This is a genomic window from Azonexus caeni (genome assembly GCF_048146105.1).
Taxonomy (GTDB): Bacteria; Pseudomonadota; Gammaproteobacteria; order Burkholderiales; family Rhodocyclaceae; genus Azonexus; species Azonexus aromaticus_B.
This window is the reverse complement of the sequence record NZ_JBKJAD010000005.1, coordinates 145,654-171,812: the sequence shown is the minus strand read 5'-3', so window position 1 is coordinate 171,812 and position 26,159 is coordinate 145,654. Positions and strand designations below refer to the sequence as shown.

19 protein-coding genes and 1 riboswitch are annotated in these 26,159 nt (G+C 67.3%); of the genes, 9 read left to right on the top strand and 10 right to left on the bottom strand.

The genetic code is table 11. The features are described 5' to 3' along the window. The 7 genes from ychF to ACLIIZ_RS08230 are packed head-to-tail and all read left to right on the top strand — an operon-like array spanning position 1 to position 6,437. Entirely contained in the window at positions 1-1,092 is a 1,092-nt protein-coding gene (gene ychF / locus ACLIIZ_RS08260) for a redox-regulated ATPase YchF (RefSeq protein ID WP_416691629.1), read from the top strand. A gap of 8 nt (positions 1,093-1,100) precedes the next feature. Next, positions 1,101-2,846, top strand: coding sequence for a putative bifunctional diguanylate cyclase/phosphodiesterase (locus tag ACLIIZ_RS08255; protein WP_416691628.1), 1,746 nt, complete (start codon positions 1,101-1,103; stop codon positions 2,844-2,846). Positions 2,847-2,906: 60 nt separating this feature from the next. Next, complete coding sequence (gene ribBA, locus ACLIIZ_RS08250) at positions 2,907-4,028, top strand: bifunctional 3,4-dihydroxy-2-butanone-4-phosphate synthase/GTP cyclohydrolase II (RefSeq protein ID WP_416691627.1); 1,122 nt, start codon at positions 2,907-2,909, stop codon at positions 4,026-4,028. A 3-nt stretch (positions 4,029-4,031) separates the two neighbouring features. Then, positions 4,032-4,508 (top strand): 6,7-dimethyl-8-ribityllumazine synthase, encoded by a 477-nt coding sequence (gene ribH / locus ACLIIZ_RS08245; RefSeq protein ID WP_374324715.1) that lies wholly within the window; start codon positions 4,032-4,034, stop codon positions 4,506-4,508. Beyond that, positions 4,501-4,971, top strand: a complete 471-nt coding sequence (gene nusB, locus ACLIIZ_RS08240) for a transcription antitermination factor NusB (protein ID WP_416691626.1) — start codon at positions 4,501-4,503, stop codon at positions 4,969-4,971. The genes ribH and nusB overlap by 8 nt, the downstream gene beginning before the upstream one ends. A 4-nt stretch (positions 4,972-4,975) precedes the next feature. Beyond that, the gene (gene thiL / locus ACLIIZ_RS08235; protein ID WP_416691625.1) at positions 4,976-5,956 is read left to right on the top strand and encodes a thiamine-phosphate kinase; all 981 of its coding nucleotides are present in this window, start codon (positions 4,976-4,978) and stop codon (positions 5,954-5,956) included. Next, positions 5,943-6,437 carry a phosphatidylglycerophosphatase A family protein gene (locus ACLIIZ_RS08230; protein ID WP_416691651.1) on the top strand — a complete coding sequence of 165 codons (495 nt, stop codon included), beginning with the start codon at positions 5,943-5,945 and terminating at the stop codon, positions 6,435-6,437. The genes thiL and ACLIIZ_RS08230 overlap by 14 nt, the downstream gene beginning before the upstream one ends. A gap of 13 nt (positions 6,438-6,450) precedes the next feature. On the opposite strand, the gene ACLIIZ_RS08225 is transcribed toward ACLIIZ_RS08230, so the two are convergent. From ACLIIZ_RS08225 to ACLIIZ_RS08210, 4 genes are read right to left on the bottom strand one after another with little or no spacing between them, the layout of a single operon-like run. Beyond that, positions 6,451-6,768, bottom strand: coding sequence for a hypothetical protein (locus tag ACLIIZ_RS08225; RefSeq protein ID WP_416691624.1), 318 nt, complete (start codon positions 6,766-6,768; stop codon positions 6,451-6,453). A gap of 14 nt (positions 6,769-6,782) precedes the next feature. After that, positions 6,783-8,633 (bottom strand): TolC family outer membrane protein, encoded by a 1,851-nt coding sequence (locus tag ACLIIZ_RS08220; RefSeq protein WP_416691623.1) that lies wholly within the window; start codon positions 8,631-8,633, stop codon positions 6,783-6,785. A gap of 3 nt (positions 8,634-8,636) precedes the next feature. Then, positions 8,637-8,960 carry a helix-turn-helix domain-containing protein gene (locus ACLIIZ_RS08215; RefSeq protein WP_416691622.1) on the bottom strand — a complete coding sequence of 108 codons (324 nt, stop codon included), beginning with the start codon at positions 8,958-8,960 and terminating at the stop codon, positions 8,637-8,639. 24 nt (positions 8,961-8,984) lie between these two features. Beyond that, positions 8,985-17,891 (bottom strand): retention module-containing protein, encoded by an 8,907-nt coding sequence (locus ACLIIZ_RS08210; protein ID WP_416691621.1) that lies wholly within the window; start codon positions 17,889-17,891, stop codon positions 8,985-8,987. Between the two features lie 239 nt (positions 17,892-18,130). Beyond that, a riboswitch (cyclic di-GMP riboswitch) is annotated at positions 18,131-18,210 on the top strand. Positions 18,211-18,304: 94 nt separating this feature from the next. On the opposite strand from ACLIIZ_RS08210, the gene ACLIIZ_RS08205 reads away from it, so the two are divergent. Beyond that, positions 18,305-18,544 carry a hypothetical protein gene (locus ACLIIZ_RS08205; protein WP_416691620.1) on the top strand — a complete coding sequence of 80 codons (240 nt, stop codon included), beginning with the start codon at positions 18,305-18,307 and terminating at the stop codon, positions 18,542-18,544. 53 nt (positions 18,545-18,597) lie between these two features. Then, on the top strand, positions 18,598-20,283 hold the full coding sequence (locus tag ACLIIZ_RS08200) for a two-component system response regulator (RefSeq protein WP_416691619.1): 1,686 nt from the start codon (positions 18,598-18,600) through the stop codon (positions 20,281-20,283). On the opposite strand, the gene ACLIIZ_RS08195 is transcribed toward ACLIIZ_RS08200, so the two are convergent. The 6 genes from ACLIIZ_RS08195 to ACLIIZ_RS08170 form a co-directional block, all read right to left on the bottom strand. After that, entirely contained in the window at positions 20,276-21,712 is a 1,437-nt protein-coding gene (locus ACLIIZ_RS08195) for a TolC family protein (protein ID WP_416691618.1), read from the bottom strand. The genes ACLIIZ_RS08200 and ACLIIZ_RS08195 overlap by 8 nt on opposite strands. Further along, the gene (locus ACLIIZ_RS08190) at positions 21,709-23,868 is read right to left on the bottom strand and encodes a peptidase domain-containing ABC transporter (RefSeq protein ID WP_416691617.1); all 2,160 of its coding nucleotides are present in this window, start codon (positions 23,866-23,868) and stop codon (positions 21,709-21,711) included. The genes ACLIIZ_RS08195 and ACLIIZ_RS08190 overlap by 4 nt, the downstream gene beginning before the upstream one ends. Positions 23,869-23,896: 28 nt before the next feature. Further along, the gene (locus ACLIIZ_RS08185) at positions 23,897-25,165 is read right to left on the bottom strand and encodes an HlyD family secretion protein (protein ID WP_416691616.1); all 1,269 of its coding nucleotides are present in this window, start codon (positions 25,163-25,165) and stop codon (positions 23,897-23,899) included. Positions 25,166-25,331: 166 nt separating this feature from the next. Further along, positions 25,332-25,547 carry a hypothetical protein gene (locus tag ACLIIZ_RS08180; RefSeq protein ID WP_416691615.1) on the bottom strand — a complete coding sequence of 72 codons (216 nt, stop codon included), beginning with the start codon at positions 25,545-25,547 and terminating at the stop codon, positions 25,332-25,334. 41 nt (positions 25,548-25,588) lie between these two features. Then, on the bottom strand, positions 25,589-25,795 hold the full coding sequence (locus tag ACLIIZ_RS08175) for a hypothetical protein (protein WP_416691614.1): 207 nt from the start codon (positions 25,793-25,795) through the stop codon (positions 25,589-25,591). Positions 25,796-25,839: 44 nt separating this feature from the next. Continuing rightward, positions 25,840-26,052, bottom strand: coding sequence for a hypothetical protein (locus tag ACLIIZ_RS08170; RefSeq protein WP_416691613.1), 213 nt, complete (start codon positions 26,050-26,052; stop codon positions 25,840-25,842). Positions 26,053-26,159: the final 107 nt, after the last annotated feature.

The window sequence follows — 26,159 nt, the reverse complement described above, 5'->3', positions numbered from 1 at the left end:
ATGTCTTTGAAATGCGGTATCGTCGGTCTGCCCAACGTCGGCAAATCCACCCTGTTCAACGCGCTGACCAAGGCCGGCATCGAAGCCGCCAACTATCCGTTCTGCACCATCGAGCCCAACGTCGGCATCGTCGAGGTGCCCGATCCGCGCCTCAAAGCGCTGTCGGCCATCGTCAAGCCGCAGAAGGTCCAGCCGGCGATCGTCGAATTCGTCGATATCGCCGGCCTGGTTGCCGGTGCGTCGAAGGGCGAAGGCCTCGGCAACCAGTTCCTCGCCAACATCCGCGAAACCGACGCCATCGTCCACGTCGTGCGTTGCTTCGACGACCCGAACGTCGTGCATGTTTCCGGAAGCGTCGATCCGATCCGCGACATCGAAGTGATCGATACCGAACTCGCACTGGCCGACATGGCCACCGTCGAAAAGGCGCTCAACCGCTACAAGCGCCCGGCCAGCGCCGGCGACAAGGAAGCCAAGATCCTGGTCGCCGTGCTGGAAAAATGCTTCGCCCAGCTCGACCAGGGCAAGGCGGTGCGCGCGCTCGACCTCTCCAAGGAAGAATGGGCCAGCCTCAGGCCCTTCTGCCTGATCACCGCCAAGCCGGTGCTCTACGCCGCCAACGTCGCCGAGGACGGCTTCGCCGACAACGCCTTGCTGGCCAAGGTCGAGGCGCATGCCGCGGAAGAAGGTTCGCAGGTGGTCGCGCTGTGCGCGTCGATGGAAGCCGAGATCGCCGACCTCGACGACGCCGACAAGGCCGAATTCCTCGAATCGATGGGCCTGCACGAGCCCGGCCTCGATCGCCTGATCCGTGCTGGCTACACCCTGCTCGGCCTGCAGACCTATTTCACCGCCGGGGTCAAGGAAGTGCGCGCGTGGACCATCCACGCCGGCGATACCGCGCCGCAGGCGGCCGGCGTCATCCATACCGACTTCGAGCGCGGCTTCATCCGCGCCCAGACCATCGCTTACGAGGACTTCATCCAGTACAAGGGCGAGGCCGGCGCCAAGGAAGCCGGCAAGATGCGCGCCGAAGGCAAGGATTACGTGGTCAGGGACGGCGACGTGCTGAACTTCCTGTTCAACGTCTGAGCGTCGCCATGGACCGGGACGAGGCACAAGCCATCGGCGAGTCGCTGGCCGCGCTCGCCCCGGTCGTCCTGCACCGCTTGCTGCTGCAGTCGAGCGAGGCGGCGCTGGTCACCGACGCCGACAACCGCATCGTCGCCGTCAATGCCGCCTTCTGCCATCTCTCCGGCTACCGCCTGGACGAAGTGGTCGGCCGCGACCCGTCGCTGCTTTCTTCGGGGCGCCAGAGCAAGGACTACTACGCGGCGATGTGGCAGGCGATCCGCGCCGACGGCGTGTGGTCCGGCGAAATCTGGAACCGCCACCGCAGCGGCAGCATCCATCCGCTGTGGGCGGTGGTCTCGGAGGTGCGCGACGCCAGCGGCAAGCTGCTCAACCATGTCGCCACCTACGCCGACATCGGCGAACGCGTCGAAGCGACGCAGAAACTGCTGCACCTCGCCTACCATGACCCGCTGACCGGCCTGCCCAACCGGCTAGCCTTCGAATCGCAGCTCGAACTGGCGATCCGCAGCGCCGAGCGCGACGGTCGCCAGGTGGCGTTGATGCTGATCGACCTCGACCACTTCAAGACGGTCAATGACACCCTCGGCCACCCGGTCGGCGACGAACTGCTGAAGAGCGTCGCCCTGCGCCTGCGCGACTGCGTGCGCGCCAGCGACATCGTCGCCCGCCTCGGCGGCGACGAGTTCGTCGTCGTCCAGCCCGACATCGACAGCGCGATGGCGGCGGTCTCGCTGGCCGGCAAGGTGCGCCACCGGCTGGCCGAAGAGGCGCACGTGATCGGCCCGCACCAGCTATTCGCGACGCCCAGCATCGGCATCAGCCTCTACCCGACCGACGGCCGCGACCGCGAGACCCTGCTGCGCAACGCCGATGTCGCGATGTATCACGCCAAGGACGCCGGTCGCAACAACTACCAGTTCTACGCCCGCTCGATGAACGAGGCGGCCGGCGAACGCCTGCGCCTGGAAAACGCGCTGCGCCGGGCGCTGGCCTCGGTGACGCCGGAACACTCGCCGTTCGCGCTGCACTTCCAGCCGCAGATCGACACCCGCAACGGCGCGATCTCCGGTCTCGAGGCGCTCGCCCGCTGGCACGACCCCGAGCTCGGTGACGTGCCGCCCACCCGCTTCATCCGCATCGCCGAGGACAGCGGCCTGATCCAGCCGCTCGGCGACTGGGTGATCTGGGAAACCTGCCGCCAGGTGCGCCGCTTCCGCGACGCCGGCATCGACCGCCTGCGCGTCGCCGTCAACATCTCGGCCCAGCAACTGCGCCACGAGAACCTGCCCGCCCTGATCCGCGGCGTCCTCTCCTGCTACGACCTGAGCGCCGCCGACCTCGAACTCGAAATCACCGAGAGCACGGCAATGCAGAACCCGGAACTGACGCTGTCGATTCTCGACCAGTTGTCGGACATGGGCATGATGCTGGCGATCGACGATTTCGGTACCGGCTATTCCTCGCTCGCCTACCTCAAGCACCTGCCGATCCAGCGCCTCAAGCTCGACCGTTCCTTCGTCAAGGACCTGGAAACCGACAGCAACGACGCCGCCATCTGCGCCGCCACCGTCGCCCTCGGCCACAAGCTGGGGCTGGAACTGGTCGCCGAAGGCGTCGAGACCGAAGGGCAGCGCGATTTCCTGGCCGCACTCGGCTGCGATTTCGTCCAGGGTTTCCTCTACAGCCGGCCCTTGCCGGCCGATGCCGTGATCGACTTCGTCAAGGCCCACCGGGCCGGGCAGGGCGGCTGAGCCCCCGGCTCCGTCGCTTTCTGCGAAAATAGCCCCCTTTCCCCTCTTTACCGGAATTCCATGCCCCCGCATCCCGCCATTGCCTCAACCGAAGAAATCGTCGCCGAACTGAAGGCCGGCCGCATGGTCGTCCTGGTCGACGAGGAAGACCGTGAAAACGAAGGCGACCTGGTCATGGCCGCCGAGCACGTCACGCCGGAAGCGATCAACTTCATGGCCAAGTATGGCCGCGGCCTGGTCTGCCTGACGCTGACCGAAGCCCGCTGCCGCCACCTCGGCCTGAGCCAGATGGCGCGTAGCAACGGCACCCAGTTCGGCACCGCCTTCACCGTCTCGATCGAAGCCGCCGAAGGCGTCACCACCGGCATCTCGGCCGCCGACCGGGCGCACACCATCCGCACCGCCGTGGCACGCAACGCCAGTCCGGCCGACATCGTCCAGCCCGGCCACGTCTTCCCGATCACTGCCCGCGACGGCGGCGTCCTGGTCCGCGCCGGCCACACCGAAGCCGGTTGCGACCTCGCCGGCATGGCCGGCCTGGAACCAGCGGCGGTGATCTGCGAGATCATGAACGACGACGGCACGATGGCCCGCCTGCCCGAACTGATCGAGTTCTCCAAGCAGCACGGCCTGAAGATCGGCACCATCGCCGACCTCATCCATTACCGCGCCGCTTCCGAAACCCTGGTCGAGCGCGTCAGCAGCAAGACCATCGCCACCGCGCACGGCGAATTCGCGCTGCACGCCTACGTCGACCGCGCCGGCGGCGGCACCCACCTGGTCCTGGTCAAGGGCGAGATTCCGGCTGGCGGCGAGACCCTGGTCCGCGTGCACGAACCGCTGTCGGTCCTCGACTTCCTCGATCCCGCGAGCAGCCACCAGTCCTACTCGATCGACCAGGCGCAGGCGGCGCTGGCCAAAAACGGCCACGGCGTCATCGTCCTCATGCACCGTCCGGAAGACGGCACCGCGCTGATCGAGCGCCTGACCCGCGAGGAAGCGGCCGGCACGCCGCGCCCGCAACAGAAATGGGACCCGCGCACCTACGGCATCGGTGCACAGATCCTGCGCGACCTCGGCGTCGGCAAGATGCGGCTGCTCTCCAGCCCGCGCAAGATGCCCTCCATGACCGGTTTCGGCCTCGAAGTCACCGGTTTCGTCACCTCACCCGCGGAGCTTTGAGCCATGTCCCGTTTTGACAACGTATTCGAATTCGACAGCAACCTCGACGGCAATGGCCTGGCCATCGGCATCGTCATGAGCCGTTTCAACCTGCCCATCTGCGAAGGCCTGCTTTCCGCCTGCGTCGCCGAACTCAAGCGGCTCGGCGTCGCCGACGAGGACATGGCGATCGCCACCGTCCCCGGCGCCCTGGAAATCCCGCTGGTCCTCCAGACGATGGCGCAGACCGCCCAGTACGACGCGCTGATCGCGCTCGGCGCGGTGATCCGCGGCGACACCTATCACTTCGAAGTGGTGTCCAACGACGCCTGCCGCGCCATCATGGAACTGCAATTGCATACCGGCGTACCGATCGCCAACGGCATCCTGACCTGCGACACCGACGAACAGGCCGAAGTCCGCATGCAGCCGAAGGGCACCGATTGCGCCCAGGCCGCCGTCGAAATGGCCAACCTGCAAGGAGCGCTGAGCAATGACTGAGCAGGAACAAACCCCCAAGGCGCCGCCCAAGTCGGCCCGTCGCCGCGCCCGCGAATTCGTTCTGCAGGGCCTCTACCAGTGGCGCGTCGGCGGTGCCGACGAAGCCGCCATCGAAGCCTACGCGCCGGAAATGGAAGGTTTCGCCAAGGCCGACCGCGAGTTCTTCGTCGGCACGCTGCGCGGCGTCATCGGCCAGCATGAGGCGCTGATCGAGCGCATCGCCAGCCATATCGACCGCCCCTTTGGCGAACTCTCGCCGGTCGAAGCGTCGCTGCTCATGCTCGGCACCTTCGAGATGGTCAATCATCCGGAGACGCCCTACCGCGTCATCATCAACGAAGCGATCGAGCTGGCGAAGTCCTTCGGCGGTACCGACGGCCACAAGTACGTCAACGGCGTGCTCGACAAGATCGCCGCCATCGTCCGCCCGGACGAAGTCGCTTCGCGCCGGCGCGGCAAGTAAGGCGATGGCGGGCGAGTTCGCGCTGATCGACCGCTACTTCGCCCGTCCGACGCCGTCGGCGGTGCTCGGCCCCGGCGACGACTGCGCGCTGGTCCAGCCGACGCCCGGCAAGCAACTGGCGGTGACCACCGACATGCTGGTCGCCGGCACCCATTTCCTGGCCGATACCGATCCCCGCAACCTCGGCTGGAAGGCGCTCGCCGTCAATCTGTCCGACCTCGCGGCGATGGGCGCCACGGCGCGCTGGGTGACGCTGGCCGGCGCCTTGCCGGCGGCCGACGCGGCGTGGATCGAGCGTTTTGCCGACGGTTTTTTCGCCTGCGCCAAGGAATACGGTGTCGACGTGATCGGCGGCGATACCACGCGCGGCCCGCTCAACCTGTGCGTCACCGCGCTCGGCGAAGTCGAACCGGGACGCGCTCTGCGCCGCGACGGCGCCCGTCCCGGCGACCAGATCTGGGTGTCCGGCCGGCCCGGGCTGGCGGCGCTCGGCCTCGCCCAGTTGCAGGGCCGGGTCAGCCTGCCCGAACCCTGGCCGCGGCTGTGCATCGCCGCCCTGGAAAAGCCGCGTCCGCGGCTCGCCCTCGGCCAGTCGCTGGTCGGCCTGGCGAGCGCGGCGATCGACGTTTCCGACGGCCTGCTCGCCGACCTCGGCCACATCGCCGAACGTTCCGGTTGTGCCGCCGCCGTCCGCCTCGTGCAACTGCCGCAACTGCGCGACCTGGTCGGCAGCGGCGAGCGTTACGACGCCGACCTGCGCCGCCTTGCCCTCGACTGCCAACTGGCCGGCGGTGACGACTACGAACTGTGCTTCACCGTGCCGGCAGCGCGCAGCCCGGAGGTGGCGGCGCTCGCCGCGGCGCTCGAACTGCCGCTCTGGCCGATCGGCGAGATCGTCGCCGGGACGCCGGGTACGGTCGAGGTCTTCGACCCGGACGGCCAGCCGGTGGACATCGCACGCCGGGGGTACGATCACTTTGGCTAGGCCGCCCAGCGTCCGCTTCCTGCTCGCCCACCCGGCGCATTTCTTCGCCTGCGGCTGCGGCAGCGGGCTGGCGCCGTGGGCGCCGGGCACCTTCGGCACCCTGTTCGCCTGGGCCAGCTTCATCCTGTTCCGTCCCCACTTCGGCGACGGCCAGTTGCTCTTCCTGTTCGCCGTCGCCTACCTGGCCGGCATCTGGTTCATCGAGGTCGCCGGCCGGGCGCTCGGCGAACCCGACCACGGCAGCATCGTCTGGGACGAGATCGTCCCCTTCTGGTTCGTGCTGCTGCTCGCCCCGCCGGGCTGGCTCTGGCAACTGGCGGCCTTCCTGCTGTTCCGCCTGTTCGACATCAGCAAGCCGCAACCGGCGCGCTGGTTCGACGAGAAGGTCAAGAACGGCTTCGGCGTGATGGCCGACGACCTGGTGGCCGCCGGCTACACGCTGTTCGTGCTGGCGCTGCTGCGCTACACCATCGGCGGCTGAAGCTGCCGCCGGCTCAGGCTTTTTCGTTGATCGTCCCGGGACGTCGGCTGCGCGTGTCGTAGCGTTGGCGGAGCGCATCCGGGTCACCGCCATCCGCCCCCCGGCGCCGCCGCTCAACTGGCGGCCCGGCTAGGCAGAAAGCGGCTAATTCCTGCTGCGGCGAACGTTCGCGTTGATTGTCCACGCCTTCGATCGGCTCCACCCGGCGCCGGCTGGCGAACAGGGCCTGGGTTGCCCGCTCGATGGCTTCCGCAGTTGGCTGCTGGGTCGTCGATGGCAGGCGCGACATTTTCATGAGCAGGCTCCAGCGGCTTGGCTGACGGGCGGCCAAGCCGCTTTCCAGGTTCAGCGTTGCCCCGGGCTGCAGCCGCCGACCGTGTTGCCGCGGCAGGGCACGGCGGTTTCGCCGGTGATCAGCCACTGGCTGTTCTGGCGGACCATCTGCAGGGTTTTCAGGACGCGGTCGTTGTAGAGGTTCGAGCGGTAGGTCTGCTCGAACTGCGCCGTCGCCCGGTCGGCACCGTGCATCTGCACGTCCAGCTTGTCCACCGTCACCGAGATGCGTTCGCGCGGCATGATGCGGGTGCGCCGCAGACGATCCCAGGCATCGCGCGAGAGGCCGCGGTCGGGGGTGAAGCCCGGCGCGTAGAAGGCGGTGTAGGCGGTGTAGTCCTTTGCCGACCAGGCCTGCGCCCAGGCGCGGATGCGCGCCTGCACGTCGGCGTCGCTGGCGGGCGCTGGCGGCGTCACGACCGGCGGTTTCTTGCCCAGCATGTCCTGCGCCCGGGCGTCGAGATCGGCGCGCGGCGTGCTGGTCAGCGCCACCGGCTCCGGCGGGCACAGCGTGGCGGCGTCGACTTCGGCCAGTTCGCTGGCTTCCGGCGTCGCCGTCTCCAGCTTCTGCAGGCCCATGAACTCGAGCAGCGAGCCCATGCCGGCCTGGCTGCGCAGGTAGGCCAGCGTCAGGTCGGTGTCGGCATTGACCAGCGAGCGCTTCGCCGAGAGCAGTTCATTTTCGGTATCGAGCAGGTCGAGCAGCGTGCGCTGGCCGACGTTGAACTGGTCGCGGTAGGCGTCGCGCGTCTTTTCGAGCAGCGCCACCTGGGTCGTCAGGTTGGCCTTCTGCTCGCTCAGCCGCTGCACGTCGTTGTAGGCGATCAGCAGCGTCTGCCGGGTGTCGCGGCACGCCTTCTCGCGCATTTCCAGCGCCATGTGCTTGCGTTCGACGTATTGCCGTTCGCGCGCGGTGTCCGAACCGCCGTTGAACAGGTTCCACGACATCACGACTTCGGCGACGTTCTGGTCGCGGTCGCCGCTGACGCCCTGGTAGTTCTTGGTCGTCTCGGTGCGGGCCCGCAGGTCGATGCGCGGCATGTAGGCGGCGCGCCGGCCTTCGACGTCGTACTGCGCGGCTTCGATGTTCTCGACCGCTGCCAGCAGCGTCGGGTTGCGCTTGTAGAGCACGTCGAGCGCCGCCTTCGGGCTCGCCGGCAGCGCCGCGCCGGGCAGTTGCTGCGGTGTCAGCGTTGCCGCCGGCAGTTCGCCGACCAGGCGCTGGTAGCGCGCCATCACGTCATGCAGGTTGGCGGTCTCGGTGGTCAGGTTGACCTCGGCCAGCGCCAGCCGGCTGCCCGCCTGCTCGAGATCGACCCGGCGGCCGACGCCGGACGCGGTGCGCGCCTTGATCTGCTCGTAGGTCGCCTTGTGGCGGACGTAGTTGTCTTCGGCCAGCGCCACCAGCGAGCGGTAGCGCAGCACGTCGACGTAGGCCTTGCTGGCTTCGAGGGCGACGTTCTCCGAGGCTTCAAGCAACTCGTAGTAGCGCACCAGCTTGGCCTTGCCCAGCTTGCGCACTTCGCTGCGCGTCGCGAAGCCGTCGAACAGCATCTGGCTCAAGGTCAGCGCGTAACCGCGCCGGGTGTAGGTGTCCTTGGCGGAACCCGGCACTTCCAGGCTCTCGCGACCGGCCCCGGCCGTCAGATCGAGTTTCGGGAAGTAGCCGCCGCGGGCGACGCCGACTTCTTCTTCGGCGGCCTTGTAGTTGCGCCACTTGATCGTCACTTCCGGGCTTTTCTGCACCGCCTGCTGGGCGACCTGACGCAGCGCCTGCTGGACTTCCGGGGCTGCCGGCTGCTGGGCATGCAGCGGCAGGGCGAGGCTGGCGAGCAGCCAGGGGAGGGTCTTGAGTCGGGTCATCGCTCAGCAGGCTCCGGCCTGGACCATGCTTGGCGCGCGGCCGCCATGGCTGCGCCGGACGCGCGGCCGCTCGCTGATCTCGCGCAGCATCGGCACCGGCTTGCCGGCGTGCAACTGCTTGAGCAGTGCTTCCGACTCCTTGAGCGGACTGTAGGCGAGATGGATCAGCAGCAGCACCTGCTTGGGAATGGTGCGCCCGGTTTCGTAGCGCGAGCCGCCCGACTGGGTGACCAGGATGCGCTTCCAGAAGGTGCTTTGCTTGAGGCCGAGTTGATTCCGCAGTTCGCGGATGTCCTGGCCATTCTTGCAGATGAGTTCGGTGTTCATGCGGATTCTCCTAGTACCAAGGGTTCAATCGACCAGCAGGCGTCCCTGCTGGATCAGGTTTTCGAGGATTTGGGCGGTGCCGGCATGGAGGCCGCCGGCCGACAGGTCCACGCCGTCGAGGATCACTTGCTGGGTCGGCGCGCTGCCGTCGCCGAGCGGGTTGATGCGGATCAGCGTGTGGTCGCTGGCAGTCTCGATCTGCAAATACTGTTCGAGATTGCCGAGGTCGCTGCCGTCGTGGAATTCGCCCTGCAGCAGGTCGCGCAGGTCGAGCACGTCGCCGCCGGCGCCGACCGTCGCTGTCGCGTTGAAATCGACGATGACGTCGGTGGCCGGTGCGGCGGCCGTCCCCTGGTCGCCGAACTCCCAGCGGAAGACATCGCTGTCGGCGCCGCCGATCAGGATGTCGTTGCCGCGCCCGCCGATCAGCAGGTCGATGCCGGCGCCGCCGTCGAGTCCGTCGTTGCCGTCGCCGCCGCGTAGCAGGTCGCTGCCGCCTGCGCCCTGCAGCAGGTCGTCGCCGCCGTGACCATAGAGGCGGCTGCCGGCGGCGATCGCCTGCAGGCTGTCGGCGCCGTCGCCACCCTCGACCAGGCGCGGATCGCTGTCCGGGCTATGGATCAGGCTGACTTCGGCGAGCGAACCGACGTTCGCCGTGCTGCTCAGGCCGTGGCTGTCGGTGGCGGTGATGCTGGTCGCGCTGAGCACGCTGACGTCGAGCAAAGACTGTTCGTAGTGCACCGTGCCGAGCAGTTCGTTGAGTGCCAGGTTGTCGATGGTGCCGCCGTCGGCGGCGGTGATGACCAGCGTCGAGCTGGGCAGGACCAGGCCGAGCAGGCCGGGATCGTTGGTGATCTCGACGTGCAGCCCGAGTTCGGCGGCCAGCGCGAGCGAGGCCTGGAGATGGTAGGGACCGAGATTGACCAGCGCCCGGTAGGCGATTTCGACGCGCATCAGGTCGTTGTTGGCGTCCAGCGCGGTGAAGCGGGTGCGGGTGCCGAGGTCGATCAGGTCGAGCGCTTCGAGGCCGATGATGCCGAGCAGGTTGTTGCCGGTCTCGATGCCGGCCACCGGCGCGACGTTGGCCGGGACGCCGGTGCCGACGAAGCCGAGCGTGCCGCTGGCACTGTCGCCGTCGCCATCGACCAGCGTGTACTGGAGGTTGGTGTGGCTGCCGCGTACCGGTGTTTCGTCGACGTGGTAGCGGAAGCTGCCGTCGCAGAGGCCGATGCGCAGCGTCTCGCCCTGTACCGTGGTCAGCGTCAGGGTGCGCGCCACCGGATCGAACTGGTAGGCGGTGACGCTGTCCGAGCTGCCGCTGGCGGTCAGCGTGTTGGTCTGCGCGTCGTAAGCGAAACTGTAGCCGCCGATGCTCAGGCTGGCGACGTGGCCGCCGTCGGCACCGAAGCCGCCGAGGCTGCCGGTGAGCGTCGTCGGGCCGTCGACGGTGTCGGCAAAAACGCAGGCCATCTCGTTGAAGTCGCCGATCCAGTTGCTGTTCAGGTTGCAGCCATTGCTGCCGTCCCAGGCGATCGGGTTCAACTGGTCGGGAATGATGATGCCGCGCGGGCCGACGCCGATCGCCTGCGAGACGATCTGGTGTTGGGCGAGAAAGGCCTGCCAGGCGAGTTCTTCGCCCTGGTCGATGCCGTCGCCGAGGAAGGGATCGAACTGGCCGGTGTAGTTGAACGGGTGGCCGCTGCTGTCGATTGTCGGTTCGCCGTCGGAGAAGAAATAGGAGACGTTCTGCGCCGTATCGATGCGCCCGGGATCGGCGAAAGCCTGGCTGGCGGTGGCCTGTGCCGCGTCGTAGTTCGACGCTTCGCCGCTGACGCTGATGCCGGCCAGCGCGGCACGCGCCTCGTCCACGGTCAGCCAGCGGTCGCCGATCGCCTGGCCGTCGTTGCCGAAAATGACGAGGCGGACCATGACGTCGCCCAGCCCGTCGTAACGGTCGAGCAGGTCGTTGATCGCCAGCTTGGCGAGGTCGAGGCGGCTCAGGTCCTTGCCGGCCAGGTCCTTGACGCAGGCACATTCGTTCATGCTCGACGAGATGTCGAGGACGATCATCAGGTTGGTGTCAGCGCCGTCGCCATCGCCGACGCGGAAGCTCTGGTCGCGGGCGAGCGGCGCGTCGTCCTCGATGTTCAGGGTCAGCGTCGCGCTGTGCTGCTGGTTGCCGTCGCTGGCCTTGACCGTGAAGTTGAGGGCGGCGATGTCCTCGCCGCTGCTGTCGAGGTGGTCGACCGCTTGCAGCAGGCGGATTTCGTAGTTGCCCTGGGCATCGACCTTGGCGCAGATGACTTCCGGACCGAGCGGGCCGGCGCGGCCGACCAGCGGCGACGCTTCGGTGCCGTCGCCGGACCAGACGATGCGCACGCCGTTCGAGCAAAGTTCATCGCTCGGCGCCAGCAGGCAATAGCTGAGCGCCGGGGTGCCGTTGGCGACGACCAGCGAGCCGCTGACAACCGCCGAGTCGGTGGTGTCGGCAGGCAGGCCGAGGTTGTCGGGCAGGCCCTTGGCCAGGCCTTCCTCGGAAACGCTGACCGTCAGGTCGTCGATGATCAGCGCGGTGCGGAATTCGGCGCTGTCGCTACCGCGCGGCGTCGCATTCCCGGCCGGATCGCGGATCAGCGCCTCGACGGTCAGTATCGTGCCGTGTGCTTGCGGCGGGAAGGCGGTGCTGACGTAACCGTTGGCCTTGTCGGCGGCGGTGACGGTGATTTCGCGGGTGATCGTGCCGCTGGAAACGATGACGATATCGCCGGCATCGACCTTGGCCGGGTCGAAGGCGATCTGCACATCGACATCGCCGTTCAGTTCGGCGGCGTTGATGTAGCCGTCGTTGTTGGCGTCTTCGGTAATGGTGACGGTCGGTGCCTGGCCGCCGTTGGGCGGAATGGTATCGACGATCGCGCTGTCGCTACCGATCTTGCCGAGGTTGCCGGCCGGGTCGCGGACCTGGGCGCTGACGCTGACTTCCTGACCTTCGCCGGGATTGGCGACGGCCAAGGCGATGCTGCCGCGATTGATGTCGGCCAGGGTCAGGACGAGCGGCGCCTGGGCGACGCCGTTGATCGAGACGAGCAGACTATCGCCGACGCGGGCGGTGCCGGGCAGGGTGATGCTGACGTCGATGTCGCCGTTGAGTTCGGCGGCACTGATCCAGCGGTTGTTGTCGGCATCCTCGGTGATGGTGACGATGGGGGCGCCGGGCTCGGAGAGCAGCAGGCGGGCGCTGTCGCTGACCGGACCGGCAGCGTTGCCGGCGATGTCGGTGATGCGGGCGGTGGCGACGAAGTCGGTGTTGTCGGCGGTCGGGTTGAACTTGAGATCGACGTGGCCGGCGGCGAGATGGGCGGCGGTCAGGGTGATCACCTGATCGACGTTGCCGCTGCCGGAGACAGTCAGCGAATCGCCGACGGCGGCGCCGGCGGGCAGGGTGACGCGGACGTCGATGTCGTTGCCCTGCAGTTCGGCGATCGAGATGAAACCGTCGTTGTTGCGGTCCTCGGCGATTTCGATGGCGAGGCCGGTAAACACTGTGGTATCGACGGTGACGGCATCGCTGCCGGTCGGGCTGAGGTTGCCGGCGGGATCGCGCAACTGGGCAGTCACGGTCAGCGTGTTGCCGTCGCCGGGGCTGGCGATGCCGCTCAAATCTAGATAGCCGGCGGCGATGTCGGCCGCGGTGAGGACGATGGGCGCCCGGGCAACACCATTGACCATGACCAGCAGGCTGTCGCCGGCGCGGGCGGTATCGGGCAGATCGACGCGGACATCGACGTCGCCCTGCAACTCGGCGGCGTTGAGCCAGCCGTCGCCGTTGGCATCCTCGGTGATGGTGACGGTGGGTGCGGCGAGGTCGCCGATCATCAGCGTGGCGCTGTCGCTGGCGGTGTTGGAGAGGTTGCCGGCGGGGTCGGAGACCTGGGCGGAGACCTCGATGCGGGTGCCGTTGGCCGGAGCATCGACGTCGATCAGCACATGCTGGGCGTCGATATCGGCCTGCGTGAGGACGATGCTGCGCGTCGCGTTGCCAGTGATGCGCACGGTCAGCAGATCGCCGGCGATGGCCTCGGCCGGCAGGTCGAGGCGGATGTCGACCTTGCCGCTGAGTTCGGCCTTGTTGATGAAACCGTCGTTGTTGGCGTCTTCAACGATGGTGACGGCGAGGCCCTGCAGGTTGCTGGTATCGACCTTGGCGCTGTCCTGACCGGGCAGCGTGCTGTTGCCGGCCGGATCGACGATGGTCGCGCTGACGACCAGGGTGTTGCCCGGCGCCGGAATCGGGAAGTCGGTCAGGACATGGCCGGCCGCCTTGCTGGCGGCGTCGATGACGATCTCGCGGGTAGTGCTGCCGTCGGTGACGCGGACGATGTCGCCGACCTCGACCAGCGCCGGCTTGAAGTCGATGCGGACGTCGGCCGTCCCTTGCGCTTCGGCACGGTTGATGAAGCCGTCGTTGTTGGCGTCCTCGACGATGGTGACGGTCGGCGCATCGCCCTTGTTCGGCACGTCGGTATCGACGATGGCGCTGTCGCTGCCCGGCGGCGTGCTGTTGCCGGCCGGGTCGACGATGCGGGCGCTGACCGCGATGCTGTCGCCGGACGGCGGCGCGGTGAAGGCGGTGGTGACGTAACCGCGGCTCAAATCGGCACTGGTGACGGTGATTTCCCGGGTAATCGTGCCGCTGCTGACGACGACGATGTCGCCAGCGTCGACCTTGGCCGGGTCGAAGGCGATCTGCACATCGACGTCGCCGTTGAGCTCGGCGGCGTTGATGTAGCCGTTGTTGTCGGCGTCTTCGGTGATGGTGACGGTCGGTGCCTTGCCGCCGTTGGGCGGGATGGTATCGACGGTGGCGCTGTCGCTGCCGATCTTGCCGAGATTGCCGGCCGGGTCGCGGACCTGGGCGGTGACTTCAAGGCTTTGTCCTTCACCAGGATTGGCGACGGCCAAGGCGATGCTGCCGCGGTTGATGTCGGCAAGCGTCAGCACATGCGGCGCCTGGGCGACGCCGTTGATCGAGACGAGCAGACTGTCGCCGACACGGGCGGTGCCGGGCAGGGTGATGCTGACGTCGATGTCGCCGTTGAGTTCGGCGGCGTTGATCCAGCCGTTGTTGTCGGCGTCCTCGGTGATCGCGACGAGCGGCGCGCCGGGTTCGGAGAGGAGCAGGCGGGCGCTGTCGCTGACCGGGCCGGCAGCGTTGCCGGCGATGTCGGTGATGCGGGCGGTGGCGACGAAGTCGGTGTTGTCGGCAGTCGGGTTGAACTTGAGATCGACATGACCGGCGGCGAGATGGGCGGTGGTCAGGGTGATCACCTGATCGACGTTGCCGCTGCCGGAGACGGTCAGCGAATCGCCGACGGCAGCGCCGGCGGGCAGGGTGACGCGGACGTCGATATCGTTACCCTGCAGTTCGGCGATCGAGATGAAACCGTCGTTGTTGCGGTCCTCGGCAATCTCGATGGCGAGACCGGTAAACACCGTGGTATCGACGGTGACGGCATCGCTGCCGCTCGGGCTGAGGTTGCCGGCGGGGTCGCGTAACTGGGCGGTCACGGTCAGCGTATGGCCGTCGCCGGGACTGGCGATGCCGGCGAGCTCGACATGGCCGGCGGCGATGTCGGCAGCCGTCAGCAAGACAGGCGCCCGGGCAACGCCATTGACCATGACCAGCAGGCTGTCACCGGCACGGGCGGTATCGGGCAGATCGACGCGGACATCGACGTCGCCCTGCAACTCGGTGGCGTTGAGCCAGCCGTCGCCGTTCGCATCCTCGGTGATGGTGACGGTGGGTGCGGCGAGGTCGCCGATCATCAGCGTGGCGCTGTCGCTGGCGGTGTTGGAGAGATTGCCGGCCGGGTCGGAGACCTGAGCGGACACCTCGATGCGGGTGCCGTTGGCCGGGGCATCGACATCGATCATCACATGCTGGGCGTCGATGTCGGCCTGCGTGAGGACGATGCTGCGCGTCGCGTTGCCGGTGACACGCACGGTCAGGAGATCGCCGGCGATGGCCTCGGCTGGCAGGTCGATGCGGATATCGACTTTGCCACTGAGTTCGGCGCGGTTGATGAAGCCGTCGTTGTTGGCGTCCTCGACGATGGTCACGGCAAGGCCCTGCAGGTTGCTGGTGTCGACCTTGGCGCTGTCCTGGCCGGGCAGCGTGCTGTTGCCGGCCGGATCGACGATGGTCGCGCTGACGACCAGGGTGTTGCCCGGCGCCGGAATCGGGAAGTCGGTCAGGACATGGCCGGCCGCCTTGCTGGCGGCGTCGATGACGATCTCGCGGGTGGTGTTGCCGTCGGTGACGCGGACGATGTCGCCGACCTCGACCAGCGCCGGCTTGAAGTCGATGCGGACGTCGGCCGTCCCTTGCGCTTCGGCACGGTTGATGAAGCCGTCGTTGTTGGCGTCTTCGACGATGGTGACGGTTGGTGCATCGCCCTTGTTCGGCGCGTCGGTGTCGACGATCGCGCTGTCGCTGCCCGGCGGGGTGCTGTTGCCAGCCGGATCGACGATGCGGGCGCTGACCACGATGCTGTCACCGGACGGCGGCGCGGCGAAGGCGGTGGTGACGTAACCCTTGGTGAGGTCAGCGGCGGTGACGGTGATTTCCCGGGTAATCGTGCCGCTGCTGACGACGACGATGTCGCCAGCGTCGACCTTGGCCGGGTCGAAGGCGATCTTCACATCGACGTCGCCGTTGAGTTCGGCGGCATTGATGTAGCCGTTGTTGTCGGCGTCTTCGGTGATGGTGACGGTGGGCGCCTTGCCGCCGTTGGGCGGAATGGTATCGACGGTGGCGCTGTCGCTGCCGGTCTTGCCGAGGTTGCCGGCAGGGTCGCGGACCTGGGCGGTGACTTCAAGGCTTTGCCCTTCGCCCGGATTGGCGACGGCCAGCGCGATGCTGCCGCGGTTGATGTCGGCGAGCGTCAGCACGTGTGGGGCCTGGGCGACGCCGTTGATCGAGACGAGCAGGCTGTCGCCGACGCGGGCGGTGCCGGGCAAGGTGATGCTGACGTCGATCTCACCGTTGAGCTCGGCGGCACTGATCCAGCGGTTGTTGTCGGCGTCCTCGGTGATCGCGACGATGGGGGCGCCGGGCTCGGAGAGCAGCAGGCGGGCGCTGTCGCTGACCGGACCGGCGGCATTGCCGGCGATGTCGGTGATGCGGGCGGTGGCGACGAAGTCGGTATTGTCGGCGGTCGGGTTGAACTTGAGATCGACGTGACCGGCGGCGAGATGGGCGGCGGTCAGGGTGATCACCTGATCGACGTTGCCGCTGCCGGAGACGGTCAGCGAATCGCCGACGGCGGCACCGGCGGGCAGGGTGACGCGAACGTCGATGTCGTTACCCTGCAGTTCGGCGATCGAGATGAAGCCGTCGTCGTTGCGGTCTTCCGTGATTTCGACGGCCAGATTCTTGTAGACCGTGGTATCGACGGTGACGGCATCGCTGCCGCTCGGGCTGAGGTTGCCGGCGGGATCGCGCAACTGGGCGACGACGGTCAGCGTATGGCCGTCGCCGGGACTGGCGATGCCGGCGAGGGCGACATGACCGGCGGCGATGTCGGCGGCGGTGAGCAGCACCGGCAGGCGGGCGACGCCATTGACCGAGACGAGCAGGCTATCGCCGGCGCGGGCGCTGTCGGGCAGGTCGACGCGGACATCGACGTTGCCCTGCAGCTCGGCGGCGTTGAGCCAGCCGTCGCCGTTGGCATCCTCGGTGATGGTGACGGTGGGCGCGGCGAGGTCGCCGATCATCAGCGTCGCGCTGTCGCCGGCGGTGTTGGAGAGATTGCCGGCGGGGTCGGAGACCTGGGCGGAAACCTCGATGCGGGTGCCGTTGGCCGGGGCGTCGACGTCGATCAGCACATGGTGGGCATCGATGTCGGCCTGCGAGAGGACGATGCTGCGCGTCGCGTTGCCGGTGACGCGCACGGTCAGGAGATCGCCGGCGATGGTTTCGGGCGGCAGGTCGATGCGGATGTCGACCTTGCCGCTGAGTTCGGCCTTGTTGATGAAGCCGTCGTTGTTGGCGTCCTCGACGATGGTTACCGCGAGGCCCTGCAGGTTGCTGGTGTCGACCTTGGCGCTGTCCTGGCCGGGCAGGGTGCTGTTGCCGGCGGGGTCGAGGATCACCGCCTCGACGGTCAAGGTGCTGCCATGGGCGGTCGGCGGGACGCTCAGCGAGACGTAGCCGTTGGCCTTGTCCTGGGCGTTGACGACGACGTCGATGATGAGACCGTTGGCATTGACGCGGACGGTGTCGCCGATATCGACCAGCTTGCCGTCGAAGGCGACGCGGATGTCGACGTCGCCCTGCAGTTCGGCGCGGTTGATGAAACCGTCGTTGTTGGCGTCTTCGACGATGGTCACGGTCGGCGCGGCGCCGCCGTTGGGCGGCGTGGTGTCCGGCTCGGCCGGGGTCAGGTCGCCGTTCTGGCGCTCGGCGAGGGCGTAACGGTCGCCGGCGCCGAAGCGGTAGGCGGAGTCACTGCTGCCGATACTCTCGACGATGCGCTGGAACTGCACGAAGTTGTGGCCGCCTTCGCTGGCGGCGCCGCTTTCACCGGCGGCCGTGGCCTCCTCGTCGAGCAGGTCGTCGAGCGGCCGGTTGGCGGCGAGCGCCGCCGTTAGTTCGCGGGCGCCGGGGCTGTTCGCCGCCACTGCGCTGTCGTCCTGGCTGCTGTTGCCGGCGACGTCGCCGTCGAGTTGCAGGCTTTCGCTGCGCTCCAGGCTGATTTCCCGGCCGTCGGCAAGTTTGACGACGGCTTGCGCGTCGCGCGCGGTGACCACCTTCTCGCCGGGGAAGAGCGGGTCGCCGGGGTGCAAGGGACGAACCTTGCCGTCGGGCGAGATGGCGAAAACCTGGCCGGTGACGGAAGCTGCTTTGGCGATGCTGATGGCGGCTGACATGGCTTGAACTCCTTGCGCGCTGGGGCTTGCTCTGACGAGGAAAGAAGTTGCAGTCAGAGTTAATTGAAAGTCGTGTTTTCAAATTATACGTATACATCAATTAAATGCCATACATGAAAACCAAGTTTCATTTTATTCGTTTGGCAAGCAGCGGAATGCTGGATGTTGTTTTTGTGATTATTAATCGAATAAACGATAAAAGTAGTTGACGTACTTGTATTTGCGATCTAGGATGCAGTCGTGATCAACGGCAAACCTGCGGCGACGCAGGGACGCAAAGCCTCCGGTCTGGCGCTTGTCAGATAGCGGGGTTGCCCAGCCCAAGATCTCGGCCATCTGCCGGGACCTGCCCGAAAACTCCAGCGGGCGCTCGCGTGATGGTCTTTCCAACGTGTTGATGTAAAGGAAAGATCATGCTCAAGAACCACCAGACCTTCGCCCCTTCTCCCTTGCACGGTCTCTATCGCCGGCGAACGACGGCTTGCGCGGCCGCGCCGGCCAGCGTCTGGCTGAGCCACTACCTGCCGGGACTGGTCCTGAAACTTGCGCTGCTGATTCTGGTCTGTCAGTGGGTGCCGCTATACGGCGGTCTAATTGAAGACCTGTTCGGGCCGCTCACGCAGAGCTTGAGTTTTGCCCTGACTCGCCTTTAGTATGACGTATCAGTTTTGCGGCGTTAATTCATTTTTCAGGTAGCGGAGCGAGCGTGCCTTTCAGAAACCTCCTGCTTGATGACGAGAAGGCTTGCGTGCTGGCGGTCGATGACACGCCGGCCATCCTGCAATTGCTGGAGATGGCGCTCGGCATCGATTACGAGGTGGTGACCGCCGAGTCCGGGGCACAGGCGCTGGAAATCTTCCCGCAGCGGCGTTTCGACCTGGTGCTGCTCGATCTGCTGATGCCGGGAATGAACGGTTTCGAAACCCTGGCCGAGTTGCAGAAGCTGCCGTCGTTCAACGGCACGCCGGTGATCTTCCTGACCGCCATGGACGACCTGGCGAGCGAGTGCAGCGCGCTGGAAATGGGCGCCGACGACTACATCACCAAGCCGTTCAAGCCCAACCTGGTGCGCTTGCGCATCGCCAACATCCTGCATCGCGTCCGCCTGCAGCGTCATCTCTCGCTGGCCCTGGCCGGCGCCGACCAGGGCCTGTGGTCCTGGGATCTGGCGAGCGACCAGGTGCGCGTCGCCGCCGGCTGGAGTGAGCCGCTGGGCTGCGCCAACGGCGAGGCGGCGGGCGAGGTTGCCGGCTGGGCGGCACTGGCGCACGCCGATTGCAGCGCCGTCATCGAGCAGGCGCGGGCGGCCTACCTGGCCGGCGAGCGCCCGGCCTTCGAGGCCGACGTCCGATTGCGCACGCTGAAGGGCGGCTGGAAGTGGTTCAACATCTACGGCAAGTCGGGCAATCGGCAGTCGCTGGTCGGTACCTACCGCAACATCGACGCCAAGAAGGCGGCCGAACTGGCGCTGCGCGACAGTGAGGAAAGGTTGCGCCACGTCATGGACGCCACCGGCGAAGGCATCTGGGACTGGCAAGTGGGCAGTGCGACGGCCCGCCACAACATCGCCTGGAGCCGCATCCTGGGGCTGGACGAAGCCGCGCACGAGCACGAAATCACCTCCGTCAGTTCGCTGATCCATCCCGACGACCGGCCGGCGCACGCTGCCGCTCTCGCTGCCTGCCTGGAGCGGGCGCCGTCCTTCGCCCTCGAATACCGGATTCGCCACGCCAGCGGCAACTATCTGTGGGTCATGGATCGCGGCAAGGTGGTCGAGCGCGCGGCAGATGGCACGGCACTGCGCCTGGTCGGCGCCTTCCAGGATATTTCCGAGAGCAAGCGGCTGGAGGAGGAATACCGGCGGCTGGCCTTGTTCGATACCCTGACCGGCCTGCCCAACCGCCGCCTGCTGGTCGACCGCATGGAACAGGCGATCGTCCAGAACCGCCGCCAGGCCTCGCTCGGCGCGCTGATGTTCATCGATATGGACCGCTTCAAGGAACTCAACGACAGCCTCGGCCATGATTGCGGCGACCTGCTGTTGATCGAGGTCGGGCGTCGCCTGCAGGCCTGCGTGCGGCGGATGGATACGGTGGCCCGATTGGGCGGCGACGAATTCATCGTCATGTTGCCGCTGCTCTCGGCGGAAGACGAGGTCGCCATGAAGCACGCGCAGGCGGTTGGTCACAAGATCCTGCTTGCCCTCGGCCAGCCCTACCGGCTCGGCGAATGCAGCTACGACAGCTCGCCGAGCATCGGTCTGACGCTGTTTTCCGGGGCCCCGGAAGAGAGCGTCGACGCCGTCCTCAAGCGCGCCGACGCCGCCATGTACGAGGCCAAGCACCGCGGCCGCAACCAGTTGGCGCTGGCCGCGCCGTCGCCGCTTACCTGATCGCCCACAGGCCGAGCCGGCCGATGCTTGCCGCCAGTTTCAGGCGGGCGCCCTGCCAGCCGGCGTAGGCTTCGATGCGCCGCTGTTCGGCGGAAGCGACGGCGCTCTGCGCGCTGAGCAGTTCGAGGATGTTGCCGACGCCGGCGCGGAAGCGCCCTTCGGCGACCTCGAACGAACGGCGCGCGCTGTCGAGCAGCGTGCTGGCGGCGGCGATGTGTTCCTGGCGGGTGTTCAGCGCCTGGTAGCTCTTCCAGACCTCAAGCGCGACCTGTTGTTCGAGCTGGTTCAGCTTGGCCGCCCTGACCTCGACCTGGCTGCTGGCGGCGCGCACCTTGTAGCCGCGGCCGAAGCCTTCGAACAGCGGGATGCTCAGCTGCATGCCCAGCGCGCTGTCGCGGAAGACGGCGCCGGTCGGCGGGTAGCCGGAAATCGGGATGTGCTTGTCCTGCTGGCGTTCGCTGGCTTCGGCGGAAAACACCAGGGTCGGCCGGCCTTCGGCGCGGGTGGCGCGGACCCGCGCTTCGGCCGCTTCCAGTTCGGCGCGCGCGGCAAGCAGCGCCGGATGGTGGCTGCGTGCGTCCTCGAACAGCTCGCCGACGCTGCGCGGCGCCGGGCCGGGCAGCGCGACCTGCCGTTCGGGCAGACGCAGCGGCGTGTCCGGCGACAGGCCGAGGGCGGTGGCCAGGCTGCCCAGCGCGTTCTGTAGCTCGCCTTCGGCGGTGACCCGCTTGAGGCGGGCATCGGACAGGGCGACCGCCGCCTGCAGCTTGTCGGTCAGGGCGCCGACACCGGCCGCGTACTTGGCCTCGGTCGCCTGGTGGCTCTTGCCGGCCGCCGTCTCGGCGGCTTGTGCGGCGCGCAGCAGGGCCTGCGCCATCTGGACGTCGAAATAAGCCTGCGCGGCGTCGAGCAGCGCCCGCTGCAGCGTGAGGTCGTGGCTGGCGTTGGCGGCGTCGAGCAGGGCGCTGGCCTGGTCGGTGTTGGCGGCGCGCAGGCCGGAATCGAACAGCGTCCAGCTCAGCTTGAGGCTGCCGGCGCGGGTGCGTGGCCGGGTTTCAGCGTCGAGCACCTCGTACTTGCCCTCGTAGGCGCTGCTCGATTTCTGCGCCAGATAGCTGGCGCTGGCCGCCACGCTGGGCAGGTAGGCGGCGCGGGCGACCCCGAGCAGGGCCGCCTGGGTGCGCGCTTCGCCCCAGGCGGCGCGGGTCTGCGGGTTCTGGCAGAGGGCGCGTTCGATCGCTTCGGTGAGTTCGAGCGGCGTCGGCAGCGGGCCGAACTGGCAGGGATTGGTTTCGGCCTCGTCGCCCAGCGCCCGGCTGGCGCTGGCGGCGGTGCGCGCTTCGGTCGAGAACGGGTCGGGCGCTGCTGCCAGCGCGGCGCCGGCCAGGGCGATGCCGGCGAGCAGGCCGGTCAGTCGGCGCAGGCTCACCAGCCACCTCCGCTGGCGATGCGACCGAGGTCGAGCTGCGCCGCCGGCAGGTCGCGCAGCACGCGGCCGGCGTCGAGGACGATGACGCGGTCGGCGCTGGCGATGGTTTCCGGGCGATGGGCGACGATGACGCGGGTGATGTTGAGCCGCTTGATCGCCTGGTTGACCCGCTTTTCGCAGGAGATGTCGAGATGGCTGGTGGCCTCGTCGAGAAAGAGGATCGCCGGCTGCTTGTAGAGGGCGCGGGCGAGCAGGACGCGCTGCTTCTGGCCGCCGGAGATGGCGGCGCCCATGTCGCCGATCAGCGTGTTGTAGGCCATCGGCATCGCCTGGATGTCGTCGTCGATCGCCGCCAGCTTCGCGCATTCCTCGATCCGCGCGAAATCCGGGCGGGGGTCGAAGAAACTGATGTTGTCGGCGATCGAGCCGGCGAACAGGACGTCGTCCTGGAGCACGGTGCCGACCATGCCGCGCAGCGCCTCGAAGCCGACCTGGGCGACGCTGGCGCCGCCGACCAGGACTTCGCCCTCGTTCGGCGTGCGGATGCCGAGCATGGCGCTGATCAGCGTCGATTTGCCGCAGCCGGACGGGCCGACGATGGCGACCGATTCGCCGCGTTCGATCCGCAGGTCGATGCCGTCGAGCACCCAGGGTTCGCCGTCGGCGTAGCGGTAGCGCAGGCCGCGCAGCTCGATCGAGGCTTCCGGCGTTGCTTGCCGCGCCGTCGCCGGCAGCGGCGGCGCGCTTGCTTCGGGCTCGGCAAGGACGATGTCGGCCAGGCGCTCGCCCTGCAGTTGCAGCATCTTGAGGTCGACCAGCTTGTCGATCAGGGCGCTGACCCGCGAATCGAACTGGTCCTTGTAGGCGGAAAACGCCATCAGCGCGCCGACCGTGAAGTTGCCGTCGAGGATCAGCCTGGCGCCGAGCCAGATGACCAGGATGCGCTCGACGCCGAACAGGATGCCGTTGATCAGGCGGTAGAAGATCTGCAGCTTCTGGTTGCGCAGATCGGCGTTGATCTGGTCGACCAGGAGGCTGAGCCAGGTCGAGCGGCGCTCCTCCTGGCGCTGGAAGAGCTTGATGCTGCGCACGCCGCGCACCGTCTCGAGAAAGTGGCTCTGCTGCTTGGCGGCATGCACGATCTGTTCTTCGGTGGCGTTGCGCAGCGGCCGGTACCAGAGCCAGCGGACGATCCCGTAGAGCGCCATGGCGCCGACCGCGATCCACGCCAGCGAGGGGCTGTAGATGAACATCATGACCAGCGTGACGACGGTCATCAGACCGTCGAGGATGCCCTCGACGAAGGCGGTGGTCAGCGTCTTCTGGATGACGTCGATCGAGCCGAAGCGGGAGACGACGTCGCCGAGGTGGCGTTTCTCGAAGTAATCGACCGGCAGGCGCAGCAGGTGGCTGAAGATGTTGGCCCGCCATTGCAGGTTGAGCGTCGTCGACATGTGCATGATGACCCACGAGCGCAGCGTGCCGATCCCCTGCTGGAGCAGCATCAGCAGGCCGAAGCCGAGGGCGAGCGTGGTCAGCAGGTCGCGGTCGCCGGAGACGACGACGTTGTCGATCACCCACTGCAGGAAGAAGGGGCTGACCAGGGCGAAGATTTCCAGCGAGACGGCGAGCAGCAGGATCTGGCCGAGCGAGCGGAACAGCCCGGTGACGTGGCCGAGCAGGTCGCGCAGGCGGATGCGCTGGCGGAAGCTGAGCGGCTTGAACTCGGGGTTCGGCCACAGTTCCAGGGCAACCCCGGTGAACTGGCCGGAAACCTCGTCGAGGCTCAGCTTGCGCAGGCCGAAGGCGGGGTCGTGGATGGTCACCGTGTTGCGCTCGACCGCCTTGAGTACGACGAAGTGGTTGAAGTTCCAGTGCAGGATGCAGGGCAGGCGCAGTTGCGGCAGGTCTTCGAGTTCCAGCTTGACCGGTCGCGTCGTCAGCTTCAGCGAGTGGGCGATCTGCATCAGGTGGCCGAGCGTGCTGCCCTTGATCGAGACCAGGAAGATGCGGCGCAGCGTGGCGAGGTCGGTGCGCAGGCCGTGGTAGCCGGCGACCATGGCGATGCAGGCGAGCGCGCATTCGGTCGCCTCGGTCTGCAGGATCAGCGGCAGTTTGCGGCGCAGGCCGAAGGAAACGTTGTCGAGGAAGGACATGGGGGACCGGAAGTGAGGTGACGGACGATCAGAGCTTGCCGCTCAGGCTGAACAGGGGTTCGAGCACCCACTCGTAGAGCTTGCGGCTTTCCTGGAGGACATCGGCTTCGAGCAGCATGCCCGCCTGCAGCGGCTGGGCGACGCCGTAGGCATTGATGCTCTGCTGTTCGAGGGCGACGCTGATCAGGTAGAGCGGCTCGCTGCCCTGGGCTTCGGCGCCCGGCGCCAGCAGGCTGGAAATCTCGCTGCCGGGCAGCGCGGTGCGCGCCACCGAAACGACGGTGCCGCGGGCGTGGCCGAACTTCTGGTAGGGATAGGCCTGGTAGCGCATCAGTACCTGGGCGCCCGGGCGGACGAAGCCGACCGCCCGGCTCGGCGCGTACAACTGCGCTTCGAGCTGGCTGCCGGCGGGGACGATGCTGAGCAGCGGGCGCCGGCCATCGACCGCCTGGCCGACTTCGGCGATCACCGCAGTGGCGGTGCCGTCGATCGGCGCCGTGATCGCCAGCATGCGGCGCCCCTCGCTTTCGCTCAGCTCCTGGCTGGTCGAGGAAATGACCCGTTCGATCTGGGCCAGTTGGTTGGCGTGCTTGAAGCGCAAGGCGTCGAGGCTTTCCTGGCGGGTGCCGAGTTCGCGGCGCAGGGCAATCTGCTCGCGCTCGACGCTTTTCAGGCGGGTCTGCTGGTCGAGCAGTTCCTCGCGCTTCTGCTGGCGCTGTTCGCGCGAGATGTAATCCTGCTCCAGCAGCGACTGGTAGCGGCCGCTGGTTTCCTCGGCCAGGGCGACGCGGGCGCGCTGGCCTTCGAGCAGGCTGTCGATCTTCTCCAGTTCGCTGCGCAGCGCCGCCACCTGCCGGGTCAGGCCTTCCTGTTCCTCGCGCTGCAGCTGCCGGGTGCGTTCGAGTTCGCGGGTCAGCGATTCCTGGCGCGCGCCGAGCTGCTCGCTGACGCTGGCAAAGACCGAACCCAGAGTGCTGCTCTGGCGCTCGCTGGAAATCAGGTAAAGGGTGTCGCCGGCCTTGACCGACTGGCCTTCGGCGACCAGCTTCTTGCCGACGATGCCGGTCTGCGGCGGATAGATGCGCAACAGGCCGGCGCTTGGTACCAGCTGGCCGGTGACGCTGCTGCGCTTGGTATAGCTGCCCCAGGTGAACAAGGCGACGATGGCCAGCGTGCACACCAGGGCGGCCAGGCTCAACAGGCGGTAGCTGAGTGGGCGGACGAGCAGGATTTCGCCGCAGGACTTGGGTTTTTGCGCGTCGAGCGCGGCGCGTCGGAACAGGGGCTGGTTGGCCATGCTGAATGAATTCGGTTGGCGCTGGATGCTGTTGGGATTTTTCGGGACGGCCGAAATCGAGGCCACTGAAGGCGCCGGGAATTGGTCAGGAAAGCTGTCGGGAGAGCAGACGCGAGGCGGGAGATGGCAGGTCGTTCAGGGATCCGCCTCGCGCTGCCCGGGCGGATTACTGGCAGGAACCGCCGAACAGGCCGCCAAGCAGACCGCCGAGCAGGCCGGTGACGGTGCCGACGAGGCCGCTGACCAGGCTGACCACCGGGGCAAGGATGCCGCCGACCAGGCCGAGGACCGGGTTCAGGATGCCGCCGAGCAGGCCGCCGAGATCCAGAGCGCCGCCAGAAACGGCTGCGATTTCAGTCTTGCTGAGTTCTTGAATTGCCATGTTGTTACTCCTTGGATTTTCGTCAGGTCGAAATGACCCGATCAGTTGCCCAACAGGCCGCCGAGCAGGCCGCCCAGCAGACCGGTGACGGTACCGAGCAGGCCGCTGACCAGGCCGAGCACCGGGGTCAGCAGGCCGCCGACGAGGCCGAGGACCGGATTCAGGATGCCGCCGAGCAGGCCGCCGAGATCCAGGGCGCCACCGGAAACGGCAGCGATTTCAGTCTTGCTGAGTTCTTGAATTGCCACGTTGCTACTCCTTGTGTTGAACGAAAACTGGTGAAATTGTTTTTTTAGCGGCTCAGCAGACCGCCGAGCAGACCGGTGACCGCGCCGAGCAGGCCGCCAACCAGGCTGAAGGTCGGAGCGACCAGACCGCCGACGAGGCTGAAGACCGGACCCAGGAGGCCGCCCAGGAGGCTGCCGACGTCGGCATGCAGGTCCAGGGTCAGGGTGCCGCCAGAGACGGCTTCGATTTCGGTCTTGCCAAGTTCTTGAATTGCCATGTTTGTTACTCCTTGACTGATTGAAAAACGCCACACCGGGTGGCATGCATTGCCCGTAGACAATTCTGTTTTGCAGTTATGCATACTTGAGTTTCAAAAACAGTACA

Bases quoted from the DNA above. Each gene is read 5' to 3' on its own strand.
- ychF (WP_416691629.1), top strand. From the start codon at position 1: ATGTCTTTGAAATGCGGTATCGTCGGTCTGCCCAACGTCGGCAAATCC.
- ACLIIZ_RS08255 (WP_416691628.1), top strand. From the start codon at position 1,101: ATGGACCGGGACGAGGCACAAGCCATCGGCGAGTCGCTGGCCGCGCTC.
- ribBA (WP_416691627.1), top strand. From the start codon at position 2,907: ATGCCCCCGCATCCCGCCATTGCCTCAACCGAAGAAATCGTCGCCGAA.
- ribH (WP_374324715.1), top strand. From the start codon at position 4,032: ATGTCCCGTTTTGACAACGTATTCGAATTCGACAGCAACCTCGACGGC.
- nusB (WP_416691626.1), top strand. From the start codon at position 4,501: ATGACTGAGCAGGAACAAACCCCCAAGGCGCCGCCCAAGTCGGCCCGT.
- thiL (WP_416691625.1), top strand. From the start codon at position 4,976: ATGGCGGGCGAGTTCGCGCTGATCGACCGCTACTTCGCCCGTCCGACG.
- ACLIIZ_RS08220 (WP_416691623.1), bottom strand. From the start codon at position 8,633: ATGACCCGACTCAAGACCCTCCCCTGGCTGCTCGCCAGCCTCGCCCTG.
- ACLIIZ_RS08215 (WP_416691622.1), bottom strand. From the start codon at position 8,960: ATGAACACCGAACTCATCTGCAAGAATGGCCAGGACATCCGCGAACTG.
- ACLIIZ_RS08210 (WP_416691621.1), bottom strand. From the start codon at position 17,891: ATGTCAGCCGCCATCAGCATCGCCAAAGCAGCTTCCGTCACCGGCCAG.
- ACLIIZ_RS08205 (WP_416691620.1), top strand. From the start codon at position 18,305: ATGCTCAAGAACCACCAGACCTTCGCCCCTTCTCCCTTGCACGGTCTC.
- ACLIIZ_RS08190 (WP_416691617.1), bottom strand. From the start codon at position 23,868: ATGTCCTTCCTCGACAACGTTTCCTTCGGCCTGCGCCGCAAACTGCCG.
- ACLIIZ_RS08185 (WP_416691616.1), bottom strand. From the start codon at position 25,165: ATGGCCAACCAGCCCCTGTTCCGACGCGCCGCGCTCGACGCGCAAAAA.
- ACLIIZ_RS08180 (WP_416691615.1), bottom strand. From the start codon at position 25,547: ATGGCAATTCAAGAACTCAGCAAGACTGAAATCGCAGCCGTTTCTGGC.
- ACLIIZ_RS08170 (WP_416691613.1), bottom strand. From the start codon at position 26,052: ATGGCAATTCAAGAACTTGGCAAGACCGAAATCGAAGCCGTCTCTGGC.